This is a genomic window from Chamaesiphon sp. VAR_48_metabat_135_sub, assembly GCF_031418915.1.
In the GTDB taxonomy this organism is placed as follows: Bacteria; Cyanobacteriota; Cyanobacteriia; order Cyanobacteriales; family Chamaesiphonaceae; genus Chamaesiphon.
This window is the reverse complement of the sequence record NZ_JANOJV010000212.1, coordinates 1-15370: the sequence shown is the minus strand read 5'-3', so window position 1 is coordinate 15370 and position 15370 is coordinate 1. Positions and strand designations below refer to the sequence as shown.

Genomic DNA, 15370 nt, shown 5'->3' with positions numbered 1-15370 from the left:
CCTAACCGATTTTTTCAGTCCGATCGAGCGAAATGTTACGTTTTCGTTAAGATACAATCGAATCATCAATTTTTTCCGTGCCTTTTATCACCAATGTATAATTGAATGAGCAATATCCGCAGGAAGAAGTCTAAACAATTTGGCAATAATCATGGGGATAGCGTCCGCCGTCGTTCGTTCGTGGGCGCACTGCGGCACTCTATCTCCACAGACAGGGCTGCGCCAACAGGCGGAACTCCCTCGCCTCGGCAGCAACAGACGCGGCATCGCCCAGATCCGACTAATCGCATCGCTGGAGTGTGGATCGTCTTGGGGCTGGGATCTTTCGGTTTGTTATTGAGATTAGTCTGGTTGCAGATTGTGGACGCGCCCAACTTGCAGAAAAAAGCACAGGTGCAGCAGGTGGTGAGCGTGCGCCCATTCGTACCTCGGCGGACGATCCTCGATCGATCGAATAATCAAATCGCCATCGATCGACCCAGCTATACAATTTACGCTCATCCCATCCAATTTAGCAAAATTGTGAAGGGGGAAGGTCTATCAAAAACTCTACGGAAAGTCAAAGTTACGCCATCAGAGATGGCTCAACAACTAGCACCAATTTTAGGCCGAGATCCGCAGGAGCTACTGGTCAAATTTCAACAGCGTCAGACGGGAGTGCTCATCGGCTCTGGTTTACGCGAAGATATCAAGGAGCGGATTATCGCCTTGAAACTAGATGGCTTAGATATCCGACAGGGCGAACTCGACTATACACGGTTTTATCCTCAAGATGACATGATGGCAGAGGTGTTGGGATATCTTGATTATCAACGCAAACCCCAAGCTGGAGTGGAGTATAGTCAATCATTGCTATTGGAACGCAAAGTTCCTGAATATCCGCTCACAAAAACGGCAAAGGGCGAAATTTTATCCGATTTAGTCACCCCAGATTTTCTGCATACTGATGACTTGAAACTCCGTCTGACAGTCGATCTTCGCTTGCAACGCGCAGCCAGACAAGCCTTGCGGCAGAAGATGCGCGAATGGAATGCCCCACGAGGGACTGTCATCGTGATGGATGCTGAGACGGGAGCTTTACGAGCCTTGGTAGTCGAACCCACCTACAATCCCAATTATTACGGTAGAGATGTCTATAACTATGGCAAAATTGTGGGCAAAAATCGCGCTACCAGCCTACTCCAAAATTGGGCTGTTTCTAGCCCCTGCGAGCCAGGATCGACCTTTAAACCGATCGCGGTGGCAATCGCGCTAGAAAATGGCGTAATCGATCCGCACACGACGATCGAGGATAATGGATCGGTGATTGCAGTTCCTGGCACAAAGCCGATTAAGAACTCCCATCACGAAAAAAATGGCACGATCGATATCGCCCAAGTACTCCAAAAATCGAGTAATGTGGGGATGGTAAAAATCATGCAACGTTTGAAACCAAGTCTCTACTATGACTGGCTCCAACGGATCGGGCTAGGTCAAAAATACGGGATCGACTTGCCGCTGGAAAGACAAGGGAGCATTACTAGTCGGCAAGAGTTTCTCTCATCACCACTCTATCCCGCCAATAATGCCTTCGGACAAGGTTTTACACTAACACCGATTCAACTAGTGACTTTGATTGGGAGTCTTGCCAATGGTGGTAAATTGGTTACGCCTCATGTGGTTGAAGGCTTATTCGATAGTGCGGGAGTGCGGAAAGACAAGCCCACTTTGCCCGAACCCAGTCAAATCTTCTCACCTACCAATGCCAAAGTCGTGCTAGAAATGATGGAAACCGTCGTCACCAAAGGTTCTGGCACGAAAGCTCTAATTCCTGGCTATCGGATTGCAGGTAAGACTGGTACCGCTCAACAAGTTTATCAAGGTGGCTATGGCCGCGATGATAAAAAAATTACCAGCTTTGCGGGAATTTTACCTGTCGATAAACAACATCGCTACGTCGTTTTTGCCGCAATCGATGAACCAAAAGGAAAGGAACAAGCCTTGGGGAGTAATGTCGCCGCACCAATTGTCAAATCAGTGATGGAATCATTAATCTTCATCGACGGCATCCCCCCCAGTAATCCCGCTGAAATCGAGAAGGCTAAAACAGATAAAAAAACAACAGACAAAACAGATGGTGGATAAATTTGGGTAAAAGTTGATTGGGATTCGGGATTCGGGAAGAGAGGAACGCTAATTTTGCTCAGAAGTACAGAATCATACCCGAATGCTTTGCCTCCTGATTCAGCAACCCCCTATTTTTCACTATTCACCATTCACCATTCACTAACCCCTATCCTCTACCCTCTACCTTCTAACCTCTACCCCCTAATAATTGCTGCTTATTTAGACTATCTGATTGGCGATCCGTGGGGCTGGCTGCATCCCGTTCAGGTCATGGGATGGTCGATCGATCTGTATACTAAAATTGCCCTCAAATATCTCGATCGTCCCTACTTACGTCGCGTTGCTGGAGTGGTTTTATGTTGGGGATTAATTCTCGGTACATGGGGAATTAGTTGGCTGGTAATTTATGCTTGTGAATGGATACATCCCTGGTTGAGTATCGCCGTTCGATCGATTCTCTTAGCAAGTTGTTTTGCAGGTAGAAGTCTGCGTCAAGCGGCTGAAGATGTATTAGCTGCAATTGAAACTAAAGATCTCGATTTGGCTCGATCGAAACTGAGGCTGTATGTGGGTAGAGATACTGAAAAATTAACTATTCCCGAAATTAATCGCGCTATCTTTGAAACCGTTACCGAAAACGCAATCGATGGTGTGATGGCTCCATTATTTTACGCGATCGTCGGTGCATTTATCCCCTCAGTCGGGGCTGCGCCGCTGTCAATGGCATACAAAGCAGCCAGTACGCTAGATTCAATGGTCGGCTACCGTCGCGAACCTTATGCCGATTTAGGCTGGTGTAGTGCCAAATCTGAAGATATCCTTACCTGGCTACCCTGTCGGCTGGCGGTGCTCACACTGAGCATCATTTCTGGCAAACCCCTGACTGTTTGGCGGCTATGTTTTCGAGATGCAGTCAAAGATCCCAGTCCTAATTCTGGTTGGAGTGAATGTGCTTATGCAGCAGCATTAGGCGTACAAGTTGGGGGTCTGAATTACTATCGAGGACAATTACAAGAAAAGCCATTGTTGGGTGACGATCTGCAACCGATTACTTCAGATATTATTCAGCAGGCTTTGAAGTTAACTCGTTATAGTTTTTTACTATGGTTAGGGTTGGGATTGTTGACGTATTCTCTCTCCTAGAAAATTGCGTGAAGTTTAGTTTAACGTGAGTTCCGGTTAAGAAAATCAATAATTTAACGTTTACGACAAAAATCGCAATTACCACACCGCCAATCTTTAACTTGTGGCTTACAGCCAAATGCAGTCAATAAATATTCCCATCGACAACCAGAATACTTAATATAAGTTGGAACACCCCGAAAAAGTAACTGTTGCTGTGCTTGTAATGACTGCCAATTTGGGGGCTTACTGGTCTTCGATCGGCGATAATGAAATGGTGTTTCCCAACCTAATTCGCCCACGCTATGTAATAGAGATAAAGCGGTTGAACTCTGGGGGAAATTACGCTCGATTTCCCTGACATCTCCAGTCGGAGGAAGTTGTTTTGCTAAAGTTGTTGCCAAATCGTAATATTGATCGATACTCTCAGTAAAAAATCTCGATCGCTGGCGATCTTCTGGATATAATAAACCTGTTTGCTCACATACCAATAATAACGCCTCCGCAGGTTTACCATCTCGTCCCGCTCGACCGATTTCTTGGATATATTCAGCCAACAATACTGGCGGATGAAAATGGGCAATCCACCGCACATTCGCTTTATTAATTCCCATTCCAAAAGCGCAGGTACACACCACATATTGCAGCTTTCCACTCAACCATTCACCCTCAACCCGACGACGAGCTTGGGGACTCAAACCAGCATGATAAGCCGCCGTTGCATCGCCACGTTTTGCCAACCAATCTGCCAATTCTTCACTAGTATCGCGAGTTCGGACGTATACCAGTCCAGATTGACGCGGATACTTATCGATAAACTTAGTTAATTGCTCTCTTCTTCCCCGTGGAGTCCAGATTTGTTTGACGGATAACCGTAGATTCTTGCGGTGGGGATTGAGGATAAATTCGGCTGGCTGTTCGAGTTGTAAGACTTTTTTAATCGTTTGCTGGGAGAGGGGGTCAGCAGTCGCGGTAAAGGCCGCGATCGAGATTGTGGTACCTATGGGCTTGTACTGGAGCAAAGTAGCGCGGATCGCTCCCAATCGCCGATAGGTGGGACGAAAGGTTTCCCCCCAATGCACGAGACAATGAGCTTCATCGAGGATGAGTCGATCGATCTTGAGTTCGGGATCGCATAATCTCGACCAAACTGCTGGAGTTAATAGGGTTTCTGGGGAGAGATATAATAACCTCAGTTGACGATCGGCTAAAGTTTGAAGTGTCTGTTTGCGTTTGGTTGCAGGGATTTCGCTATGCAATAAACCAGCGGCTACTCCTTTCTCGGTTAATTCCTGCACTTGATTTTCCATCAAGGCGACTAAGGGCGAAATCACCAAGGTAACGCCAGTACTCAATAAAGCTGGAAGTTGGAAACATAAAGATTTACCACCCCCAGTCGGCATGACAATTAGTGCATCCCGATGCGCGAGCAAGCATTCAATTATTTCCCTTTGGGGCGATCTCAGTTCGTCGTATCCCCAAATTTCCTGTAATTTTGCTTTAATCCGATCCATTCGGCTAGGCTTTAGGTTTTAGGTTTTAGTTTTAGGCTTTAGGTTTTAGGCTTTAGGTTTTAGGTTTTAGGTTTTAGGCTTTAGGTTTTAGGTTTTAGGCTTTAGGCTTTAGGTTTTAGGTTTTAGGTTTTAGGTTTTAGGCTTTAGGCTTTAGGTTTTAGGTTTTAGGTTTTAGGTTTTAGGTTTTAGGTTTTATGTTTAGTTTTAGGTTTTAGGTTTTAGGTTTTAGGTTTAGTTTTAGGTTTTAGGTTTAGTTTTAGGTTTTAGGCAATCCCTGAAATTTATAGTAGGGGCATTTCATGAAGTCCCCCTACTCTAAATTTCGGAGGCAAATCATACCTCACTTCCCAACGATTAAATTCCCGAACCATCTAAAAATTGACGAATTACTCGATCTTCTAAATGACAGCTCGGCGGGACTTCTATCCCTTCGGCTGAAGGAGTTTCGACTCCTTGGATAATTGCATTGCAAGTTTGTTCGGTTTGAAATTTCTGCACTTGTTGCTCTAAACTTTCGATCCGATCGACTAATGCTCGAATTACTTCCGCCTCAGTATCTGGTAGACTACCATGTTCCAACGGCCCAACTCGCTCGCCCGCTCGATATAATATCCGTCCAGGAATGCCGACTACCGTACAATCTGATGGTACGTCCCGCAAGACGACAGAACCCGCCCCAATCCGCACATTACTACCAATTTGCAGATTGCCTAATACTTTCGCACCCGCGCCAACTACGACATTTTCGCCCAGCGTCGGGTGACGTTTACCACTTTCTTTACCAGTACCACCTAAAGTCACGCCTTGATAAATCAGGGCATAATCGCCAACAATTGCTGTTTCACCGATTACCACACCCATCCCATGATCGATAAATACACCCTTACCGATTGTCGCACCTGGGTGAATCTCAATCCCCGTAAAAAATCGCGCCAAATGAGAAATTAGGCGAGGGATAAAGGGAATACCCAAGACATATAGCCAATGGGCAAAACGGTGGAGCGATAATGCTTGCAGCCCTGGATAGCAGAAGAGAACTTCTACCCAGTTACGCGCAGCCGGATCGCGATCGAAAATGATGCGGAAGTCAGCAATTAGTTGTGAAATCACAGCCAGTGTTCCATTGTCGCTAGGAGACTATTAAGTATTTTAGCTGGTATTTGTCGATCGATGTTAGTTCGGCTAACCCAATCTAGGGAGTAGAGGGTAGAGGGTAGGAAGGAAGGGGGGAGGGGAAAGGGGGAAGGGGACGCTTGCATCCAAAATCTACCCTCTACCCTCTACTCTCTACGCTCTAACAGTAGCAGGAGTAGCAGCCAGAGCTTCTACCAGGCTGCGAACTACCGCAATCATCGCCAACTCATCATTGAGCTTGTTAATTGCCGAACCCACGCCGATACCCGCAGCACCAGCAGAAATTGCTAGGGGTGCCGTGACACTGGACAAGCCAGAGGCACAAAGCACTGGAACAGTGACAGCGCGGGAAATTTCATAAGCAGCAGCTAGAGTGGGTGCTGCTTTTTCGATTAAACCGAGGGTACCTGCGTGAGTGGGAGCACTGCTAGTACCACCTTCAGTTTGAATGATATCCGCACCCGCAGCTACCAGAGCTTGAGCCAATTCAACTTGCTTGTCGAGCGTTAAGATGTGGGGAACGGTCACAGATAGGGTAATCTGGGGCAACAAGGCACGAGTAGCTTGAGTTAGGGCGAGAACTTCATCGGCTTCAAATCGGATGCCTTGAGCGTAGAAACTATCGAAGTTACCGATTTCGATTAAGTCGGCACCAGCTTCGACACAAGCAACGAAGAGTTCGGGTTCGACAGCAGAAACACAAATTGGCAAATTGGTGAGCTGACGCGCCATTCGTACTAAGTCAGCATCAGCAGCAATATCTAGAAATGTAGCACCACCCCGATCGGCTGCTCTGACTACAGCAGCAACTCGATCTCGATCGAAATTATTTAACCCACTGATGACTTTGAGGACTTGGTTACTAGCAAAGGCTGTTTGCAGGCTATTCAACATATTCATCACTTGACGAAGGGACACATAAATCTTTATCTGAACCATTTTGACATCGATCGGGCTGAATTGCCCAAACAGTGACACTAAAGTCAACAAGATGATTTATCCTCACCCCAGCTATTTCTCGCTCGATCGTCTTCTCGTAGTTCCTGTTTGAGACGATCGCTCCTCGACTCTGTGCAGGTGCCAATATCCCCAATGTCAAAGGCTTAACCCCCGCCCAAACTGTTGCCCTTCTTGCCTTGGGTGCGATCGACCATCACAAATGAATCTTGCGTCATGGGTTGCCAACTAGGTAACGTAAAGTAACTTATCGATTCGACGATCGAGCACTTGCCAAACGATCGTGTCCCAGGCATATTAGGAAGTAGGCACTGTCTAATGAAAGTATTGTGACGAATGACAGGTAAACCTTCCCAACCACCAAACCGAAAATCTGGTTCGCGCCATCAACCGATGGCTGCAAGTCCGGTGGTGACAGCACCACCAGCCCCAGAATTACCTCGCAATGTGCCAGAGCCGCACCGCAGCCAACTACAAGGGGTAGAATTATTTGCGGAAATTAGCTTCAAGATTCGTCAGTCACTACAGTTAAAGGAAATTCTCCGCACGATCGTGACGGAGGTGCAGCAGGTATTACAAGCCGATCGAGTGTTGATCTATCAAGTACTTCCCGATGGTACGGGGACACCAATTAGTGAAGCGGTATTACCAGCATATACCGCAATTTTGGGGATGGAATTTCCAGAGGAAGTATTCCCGCTAGAGTACCAGCAACTATATGCCAAAGGGCGAGTGCGGGCGGTAGCAGATGTCCGCGATCCGAGTGCCGAAGTTGCTGATTGTTTACTGGAATTTGTCGAACAATTTGGCGTAAAAGCCAAATTAATCGTCCCAATTTTACATAGTTTGAACGTCCACCCGCCGCAAAAATTACCGCCGCAAACGGCGATCTGGGGACTATTAATTGCTCATCAATGCGATCGACCCCGCAAATGGGCTGAATTTGAGCTAGAACTGATGCAACAGCTCGCCGACCAAATTAGTATCGCTTTGGCACAAGGAGAGCTGTGGGGGCAATTAGAGGCGGTTGTAGCGGAACGTACAGCAGAACTCCAAGCGGTAAATTCGAGTTTACAACAGGAAATAATCGATCGCAAGCAAGTAGAAATCGCCCTCCGTCAAAGTGAGGAGCAATTGCGCCTAATTACCAACGCGCTCCCAGTCCTAATCGCCTATGTAGACGATCGAGAGTGCTATCAATTCAACAATCCAGCTTACACCAACTGGCTCGGAAAATCTCTACAGAATATCCATGGTTCTCCCATGCGCGAAGTTTGGGGCGAAGATTGTTATCGCCGAATGCAGCCCCATATTAATCACGCCCTTGCGGGAAATATTGTCACCTACGAAAATGAAATTGGGCTTCACGATGGGACAACTCGCTCGGTTAGTATTAATTATATTCCCCACATCGATAAAGACGATCGAATCATTGGTTTCTTTGCCCTGACGAGTGATATTAGCGATCGAAAAGCGATCGAACGGATGAAGGATGAGTTTATCTCCGTCGTTAGTCACGAACTTCGCACCCCCCTAACATCGCTGCATAGTGCTCTGAAAATTTTGGTAACTGGACGTTTGGGAGTTCTCACCAAAGACGGACAACAATTCCTCGAAATCGCCGACGAAAACACCGAACGCTTGGTACGTCTAGTTAATAGCGTGCTCGATCTGCAACGAATCGAATCTGGCGCAGTCACGATGGAAAAACAAGCTTGTACGGCGACAGAATTGATGATTCAAGCTGTAGAAGCAATGCAAGCAATGGCGCAGCAGCACGAAATTACCCTCGTCAATCAGCCGCTAGATATTCAGCTCTGGGTAGATGCCGATTATATCGTCCAGGCGTTGACTAATTTAATTAGCAATGCCATCAAATTTTCCTCCCCTGGGGGAAATGTCTGGCTGACAGTAAAGCGTCAAGAACAGCCTTCTATACCACCGCAGAAGGGTCGAAAATCGACGAGATCTAAAGCCGCAAAAGTAGCCGCCTTGGGCGCGGTACCGATCGAGATCTTATTTCAAGTACGTGACGAAGGGCAAGGTATCCCCGATCATAAGTTAGAAACTATCTTTGAGCGATTCCAGCAGGTAGACTCTTCCGATTCTCGCAAAAAAGGTGGTACGGGCTTAGGCTTAACAATTTGTCGCAAAATTATCGAGCAACACGGCGGTAAAATTTGGGTAGCTAGTACCATAGGTGTTGGCAGTACCTTCTCGTTTACACTACCAGTTATTGATAATTAATTATTAATTATCAATTATCAATTATCAATTACTTGTACTGAGCGTAGCCGAAGTATTAATTATGAACAAACGTCTATTAACGATCGATGATGAAGAGTCTATCCAAATAGTCATCAAATTTGGGATTAATATGGTGGCGGGATGGGAGGTATTATCTGCTAGTGGTGGTAGGATGGGTATCGATACTGCCCAGCGAGAACTTCCCGATGCAATTCTGCTCGATGTCATGATGCCAGAAATGGATGGAATTGCTACATTTAAGGCATTGCAAGCTAATCCCATTACTGCTGGAATTCCCGTCATATTTCTGACAGCCAAAGCTCAAACCGCCGAACGAAAACAGTTTAACGATCTCGGTGTCAGCGGAGTAATTACGAAACCTTTTAATTCTTTGGATTTACCCGATCGAATCTCCAAAATTCTTAATTGGTGAAAACAAGACACTATGCTCCGAACAAAGACTGTGCGGATTGCGCGTCCAACAGATAAACTAGATGAAGTTGTCCGGTTTTATACGGATGGTTTAGGATTGCAAATTCTCGATCGATTTGAAAATCATGAAGGTTTTGATGGTGTCATGATTGGGCTACCAGGCGAAATTTATCACTTTGAATTCACACATCAACAGGGGCATTTTGTCGGGAGTGCCCCCACTCAAGATAATTTAATTGTTTTTTATCTTCCAGATCGATCTGAATGGGAGCGGGCAGTAATTCAAATGAACAGTATTGGCTATGGAACTATCCCATCTTATAATCCATATTGGGATATTAATGGAGCAACATTTGAAGATCCAGATGGATATCGTGTTGTTTTACAAAATGCTGAATGGGAAATATGAAAATTCTGTTAATCGAAGATGATGATACTTTAATCGCCCTATTAACTCGGAGCCTGAGTTCTCAACATCATATTGTTGATGCAGTCAAGGATGGAGAGATGGGATGGACTTATGCATCTACCTTTGATTATGATGCGATCGTCTTGGATATTATGTTACCCAAATTAGATGGGATTAGTCTCTGTAAAAAGTTGCGTGGGGCAGGCTGTACGACACCAATTTTGCTTTTGACTGCTCAAGATAATACCACGGCAAAAGTACAAGGATTAGATGCAGGAGCAGATGATTATGTGGTTAAACCTTTCGATCTTGCCGAACTGACAGCGCGAGTGCGCGCGTTGCTGCGGAGAGGTAGTACTAACCCATTGCCGCTATTGAGTTGGGGCGATCTGATGCTCAATCCTAGTAGTTGTGAAGTTAGTTATAATGGGCAACCATTAGCTCTAACTACGAAGGAATACGATCTCTTAGAACTATTTTTGAGAGATAGTTATCGTGTTTTTAGTAATGATGAAATTATCGACAGGTTGTGGTCGTCTGATGATTTCCCCGCAGAAGCAACGGTGCGATCTCATTTACGCCGACTCCGCCACAAACTCCAATCTGCAGGCGCACCCCACGATTTTATCGGTACTATTCATGGGCGCGGTTATTACCTCACATCGCCACAAAATTTACCTCAGTCTCTAATTCCTTCTAATCATTTGGCAGGGGCAATTTATGAATCGCCCCTACCAAACGATTGCGATTTTCACCCCATTAATTCCAACCAACAACAAGCAGAATATTTAGCATTTCTTCAGGAAACATGGGTAAAGACAAAACCCCAATGCCTGGAAAATGTAGCCGAAATAGCGAAGGTAGTCGATCGAATATTATTAGGCAACTCCAACTATCCCGAACAACAACAAGCACACCAAAAAGCCCATAAATTAGTAGGCACATTGGGAGTATTTTCCTTGGTGTCATCGATGGAAATTGCCCGTCAGATCGAAAGATTATTAAATCGATCGATCCTATTATCTCCTGCCGAAGCATCACCCTTACAAAATTATCTCAGCGAACTAACAAGCGCAATAGAATCCAGATTACCCAGTCAAAAAATAGATGTTCCCAGTCCAGATTTACCCTTATTATTACTCATCGATCTCGATCCAACCTTGACTCAATCATTGACAGAAATCGCTGAAAATAACGGATGTCGATCGATCGCCTTACCCACAATCGAAGCTGCAGATCGATATCTGTTCGGTGACTCCAATCCTTATTTACCCACATTAATATTAGTCAATCTCCGAGATACTAGCTCAACATTAAACTTCATCCACAACGTTCATTTGCGGTTGCCCGATCGAGTTATATTAGGATTAAGCGATCGCGATGAATCGATCGATCGTCGATTAGCCGTCGTCAGACATGGCGGGAAATTTCTGTGCACCACCAACCTCACCACCGAGCAAATCTTCACCGCTGCAACCTCTCTAATTCCATCGATTACCACCACCCCAAAAGTAATGATAGTCGATGACGATCTCGACTGGCTCCGCACCATCCCCAAATTATTACAACCCTGGGGGCTGAAAATAACCACCCTTGCCGATCCACAGCAGTTTTGGAGCGTATTACAATCAGTTCGACCCGACGCGATCGTTTTGGACGTACAAATGCCCGAAATCAACGGTTTAGAACTCTGCCAAGTCCTGCGTAGCGACCCCCAGTGGCAAAGTTTACCAATTTTGTTTCTGAGTGCCAGTAAAGACTCGATCGACCAGCAAGAGGCATTTAAGGTCGGTGCAGACGACTATTTGTGCAAGCCGATGATGGGTGGCGAACTCGCCCAGCGCATCCGCCATCGGTTAGCGCGACTACACGCGAGATCGGCGACTAGGGTCGGACAACGACTAGAAGTCGTCGCTAGCGATCCATAGTCCGAGAAGGCGGACTAATACATTTGGTGTCGATCTCGATCGAAGATTTCAATTAATCTACGCTTTGAGATAGAACGATTGTGCGTAGCATCATCGGTTCGTGAATAACTTTTACAAGTCCATCGTAAAGATTAGTAGAAACAAAATCACTACTTACTCTGAGGAAATAACGATGAAATCCGCAAAGAAACTTGTAAATACCTTATTAATTGGATCTGCATTAATGACCGCTATTAGCCCTGCATTTGCTGCAGAAAAAGTGGAGATTCAAGGTGCCACATATGGTGGTAGCGGTTGTCCCACAGAGTCTGCCAAAGTAAATGTTAGCCCCGACGGACAAGAGCTAACGATCTTATTTGATAAATTTATCGCTCAGGGGAGTAACCCAGCAGACAGCCGCAAAAGCTGTAATTTAAGTATTCCCGTCAAGGTGCCTCAAGGCTTTCAAATTTCCTTATACGAAGCTGATTATCGAGGATATGTCGCTCCTGCCACAACTGGTAAATTACGCGCCGAACACTTTTTTGCTGGTCAAAAAGGCCCCGTGTTCGAGCGGATATTCCAAGGGGACAAAGACTATAACGTTCGACAAGCCTTCGAGACTGCGGCTGATGTCTGGTCTGCCTGTGGTGACAGTTTAAATATGCGAGTGAATGCTTCGATGGTTGCCAGTGGTAAAGGAACAGCCACGGTAGACTCCTTCGATTTAGCTCACCGAGGTTTGGTTTATCACGTTAAATATCGTGCCTGCCAAGCGAAAGGTTGATTTAAGTAAATAAGTAATAAGTAATAAGTAATAAGTAATAAGTAATAAGTAATAAGTTTTAGGGTGGGCACAGTGTGACTATCGATCTCTGACCACCATCTAAATTTTAGGCATTATCTATTTGACAGATAATTGTCCCAGCCTACTTAATACCAATTTCTCATCATCGCTCTAGACATTTAAATGAATAACTTTTACGAGTCAATCGTAAAGATTAGTAGAAACAAAATCACTATTCACTCTGAGGAAATAACTATGAAACTTGTCAATAAACTTGCAAATACCTTACTAGTTGGATTTACATTAATCGCCGCTGTTAGCCCTGCATTTGCAGCAGAAAAAGTGGAGATTCAAGGTGCCACATATGGCGGCAGCGGTTGCCCCACTGATTCCGCTAATGTGAGTATCAGCCCCGACGGTCAAGAATTAACCATCTTATTTGATAAATTTGCCGCACTGGGCAGTAACCCAGCGGAAAGCCGCAAAAGCTGTAACTTGAGTATTCCTGTCAAAGTGCCTCAAGGTTTTCAAATTTCGTTATATGATGCTGATTTTCGAGGATATGTTGCTCCTGCCACAACTGGTAAATTACGCGCCGAGTACTTTTTCGCTGGTCAAAAAGGCCCCGTGTTCGAGCGACAGTTTCAAGGCGAAACAAACTATAACGTTCGAGATTCCTTAACGACTCAAGCTAATGTGTGGTCGGGCTGTGGTGATAGTCTAAATATGCGGGTAAATGCTTCGATGGCTGCTGCTGGTAAAGGATTAGCCAGTGTGGACTCACTCGATTTAGCTCACAGAGGCTTGATTTATCACGTCAAATATCGCACCTGCCAAGGGAAATAAGATCGCCAGCAATATCTACCACCAAGCTGGTTAGGACAAATACCCGACTTCTTGGAGAAGTCGGGTATTTAGCAGTAATTGCGCTCTTTCCAAAATGCCAAGATTCTAGTTTTCCGACAGCTTTTGAGATCGCTTCTGTGCGGCTGAATACCCCAAATTAAACCAGGATTTTTTGATGTTTTTAATCAATTGTAACGAAAACATCACGATCGGGTTAGTCAAATGACGAATTGATTTCCAAGTATACATAATGTATCCTAAATCTAACCGCATTCCGACGATCGAGAACCAGGGTGGTTTCAGACAAGGAAAGAAAAATCTTGTAGTCCACTTTTGTGGACTTTTGCCGCGTGCAAGGAATCGATCGGGTGGCGATTGATGAAGAAATACGAGGGTTTGATAATTTTCTTTCTCCGTATTAAACCATCTCGCATTCCGAAGATTGAGAACGGAGGAGCTAGCCGAGTATTTGGATATTCCCCCGTCCAGGTTTCCATCTATTACTCTACCCGCTAACCACCATGAAGCAGCTCCTCGCTTTCCTCTCTTGCACGGCTTTATGTTTGTTACCGAACATCGTCCAAGCCCAGACTTACACCCCTTCCAACCGCCGTCCCGCAGCCGATAATAGTCAAATTGGGACGATCGTCAATCCCACCGGAGCGAATAACTTCAACATTACTGGTGGACTGCAACGCGGACAAAATTTACTTCATAGTTTTAGCGATTTTTCCGTACCGACAAACGGCTCGGCTAACTTTACCAATCCACAGGGAAATCAAGCGATTATTACCCGCGTGACGGGAAATAATTTTTCCGATATTAATGGGCTGTTAAATACTAATGGTGCAAATTTCTTACTAATCAATCCGCATGGAGTGGTATTTGGAACAGGTGTAAAGTTGGATGTGGGTAAGGCATTTGTGACGAGTACGGCGAGTGGGGTGGATTTCGTCGATGCGGCGGGGCGGAATTATAATTTTGGGGTGAATAGAGCGGGTGATGTACCGTTATTATCGATCGATCCAAATGTCGCTTTTAATCCAGCGCGATTGATAATGAATGCGAGCATTCCTGGGAGTAGGGGAATCGAAAATTATGGGATTTTGCAAAATAAGAATCCAGGGCAATATATCGGCTTGATTGGTGGAGATGTCAACTTTTATGGCGGACAACTAATCGCCCCTGGTGCGAAGGTGGAATTAGGCGGCTTGAAGCAAAGTGGCACAGTTGGGTTTAGTCTTGAGAATGGCGTACAGTTTCCAGCTAATGTCGATCGAGGGAATGTATCATTGGTGACAAGTGGAACATTACCCAGTGTGATAAATGTTGAATCTAGTGGCGGTGGTAGTGTCGGGATTTTTGCTAGAGATATTGCCGTGGAAGGAACAGGAACAATAATCAGCGCGGGTATTGCACCCAGATTGGGTTCTCCAACTGCTACAGCAGGAAATATCAAACTTAATGCGACAGGAAATATCAAGCTTTCTGATGGGGCTGCTATTAGAAACAGAGTACGCACTGGAGCAGAAGGAAACGGTGGTGGAATTGAGATCGTAGCTAGCAATCTAGCTGTCACAAAAGGTTCCTTTGTCGAGACTCGTACTTTCGGACAAGGAGATGCAGGTCAAATTACGATCGATACCAATGGTAAGTTATTGATGGATAGCAGTCGGATTGAAAGTACAATTGGCAGTGCTGGAGTCGGGAATAGCAAGGGAATTAAAATCGATGCGCGTGAATTAGAGCTAACTAATGCAAGCCGCATTAGAAGCAATACATATCAATCTGCGCTAGTGAACGGCAATGGTAATGCGGGAGATATCGATCTGAAAATAAAAGGAAATATAACTATTTTGAAAGATTCCTTTATCGATACTAGTACTTATGGACAAGGAGATGCAGGTCA

The 15370-nt window shown here is 45.3% G+C and carries 12 protein-coding genes; 9 read left to right on the top strand and 3 right to left on the bottom strand.

Annotated features, from left to right (window positions below; genetic code table 11):
• The first annotated feature begins 105 nt into the window (after positions 1-105).
• Positions 106-2124, top strand: a complete 2019-nt coding sequence (locus RMO55_RS15350; protein WP_310427839.1) for a penicillin-binding protein 2 — start codon at positions 106-108, stop codon at positions 2122-2124.
• 150 nt (positions 2125-2274) lie between these two features.
• Positions 2275-3249, top strand: a complete 975-nt coding sequence (gene cbiB, locus RMO55_RS15345) for an adenosylcobinamide-phosphate synthase CbiB (RefSeq protein ID WP_310427886.1) — start codon at positions 2275-2277, stop codon at positions 3247-3249.
• Between the two features lie 53 nt (positions 3250-3302).
• On the opposite strand, the gene RMO55_RS15340 is transcribed toward cbiB, so the two are convergent.
• The 3 genes from RMO55_RS15340 to RMO55_RS15330 form a co-directional block, all read right to left on the bottom strand.
• Complete coding sequence (locus tag RMO55_RS15340) at positions 3303-4742, bottom strand: RecQ family ATP-dependent DNA helicase (protein WP_310427838.1); 1440 nt, start codon at positions 4740-4742, stop codon at positions 3303-3305.
• A 354-nt stretch (positions 4743-5096) separates the two neighbouring features.
• Positions 5097-5852: a serine O-acetyltransferase gene (gene cysE, locus RMO55_RS15335; RefSeq protein WP_310427836.1), complete on the bottom strand. Its 756-nt coding sequence runs from the start codon at positions 5850-5852 to the stop codon at positions 5097-5099.
• A gap of 177 nt (positions 5853-6029) precedes the next feature.
• Positions 6030-6776, bottom strand: coding sequence for a DUF561 domain-containing protein (locus RMO55_RS15330; protein WP_310427885.1), 747 nt, complete (start codon positions 6774-6776; stop codon positions 6030-6032).
• 393 nt (positions 6777-7169) lie between these two features.
• Between RMO55_RS15330 and RMO55_RS15325 the strand changes: the two genes are divergently transcribed.
• From RMO55_RS15325 to RMO55_RS15295, 7 genes are all read left to right on the top strand, one after another.
• Positions 7170-9080, top strand: coding sequence for an ATP-binding protein (locus RMO55_RS15325; protein WP_310427834.1), 1911 nt, complete (start codon positions 7170-7172; stop codon positions 9078-9080).
• Positions 9081-9138: 58 nt separating this feature from the next.
• Complete coding sequence (locus RMO55_RS15320; protein WP_396134340.1) at positions 9139-9513, top strand: response regulator; 375 nt, start codon at positions 9139-9141, stop codon at positions 9511-9513.
• 12 nt (positions 9514-9525) lie between these two features.
• The gene (locus RMO55_RS15315; RefSeq protein WP_310427831.1) at positions 9526-9921 is read left to right on the top strand and encodes a VOC family protein; all 396 of its coding nucleotides are present in this window, start codon (positions 9526-9528) and stop codon (positions 9919-9921) included.
• Positions 9918-11849, top strand: coding sequence for a response regulator (locus RMO55_RS15310; RefSeq protein ID WP_310427830.1), 1932 nt, complete (start codon positions 9918-9920; stop codon positions 11847-11849). Before RMO55_RS15315 ends, RMO55_RS15310 begins: the two co-directional genes overlap by 4 nt.
• 172 nt (positions 11850-12021) lie before the next feature.
• Positions 12022-12615, top strand: a complete 594-nt coding sequence (locus RMO55_RS15305) for a DUF4360 domain-containing protein (RefSeq protein WP_310427828.1) — start codon at positions 12022-12024, stop codon at positions 12613-12615.
• A 255-nt stretch (positions 12616-12870) separates the two neighbouring features.
• A complete protein-coding gene (locus RMO55_RS15300; protein WP_310427826.1) occupies positions 12871-13461 on the top strand; it encodes a DUF4360 domain-containing protein in 591 nt (196 codons plus the stop codon).
• Positions 13462-13982: 521 nt separating this feature from the next.
• On the top strand, positions 13983-15370 hold a 1388-nt coding region (locus tag RMO55_RS15295), incomplete at its 3' end, for a filamentous hemagglutinin N-terminal domain-containing protein (protein ID WP_310427824.1).

What these genes read in the sequence shown, in the direction of transcription:
- RMO55_RS15350 (WP_310427839.1), top strand. Translation starts at nt 106, where the DNA reads ATGAGCAATATCCGCAGGAAGAAGTCTAAACAATTTGGCAATAATCAT.
- RMO55_RS15340 (WP_310427838.1), bottom strand. Translation starts at nt 4,742, where the DNA reads ATGGATCGGATTAAAGCAAAATTACAGGAAATTTGGGGATACGACGAA.
- RMO55_RS15330 (WP_310427885.1), bottom strand. Translation starts at nt 6,776, where the DNA reads ATGAATATGTTGAATAGCCTGCAAACAGCCTTTGCTAGTAACCAAGTC.
- RMO55_RS15325 (WP_310427834.1), top strand. Translation starts at nt 7,170, where the DNA reads ATGACAGGTAAACCTTCCCAACCACCAAACCGAAAATCTGGTTCGCGC.
- RMO55_RS15315 (WP_310427831.1), top strand. Translation starts at nt 9,526, where the DNA reads ATGCTCCGAACAAAGACTGTGCGGATTGCGCGTCCAACAGATAAACTA.
- RMO55_RS15310 (WP_310427830.1), top strand. Translation starts at nt 9,918, where the DNA reads ATGAAAATTCTGTTAATCGAAGATGATGATACTTTAATCGCCCTATTA.
- RMO55_RS15305 (WP_310427828.1), top strand. Translation starts at nt 12,022, where the DNA reads ATGAAATCCGCAAAGAAACTTGTAAATACCTTATTAATTGGATCTGCA.
- RMO55_RS15300 (WP_310427826.1), top strand. Translation starts at nt 12,871, where the DNA reads ATGAAACTTGTCAATAAACTTGCAAATACCTTACTAGTTGGATTTACA.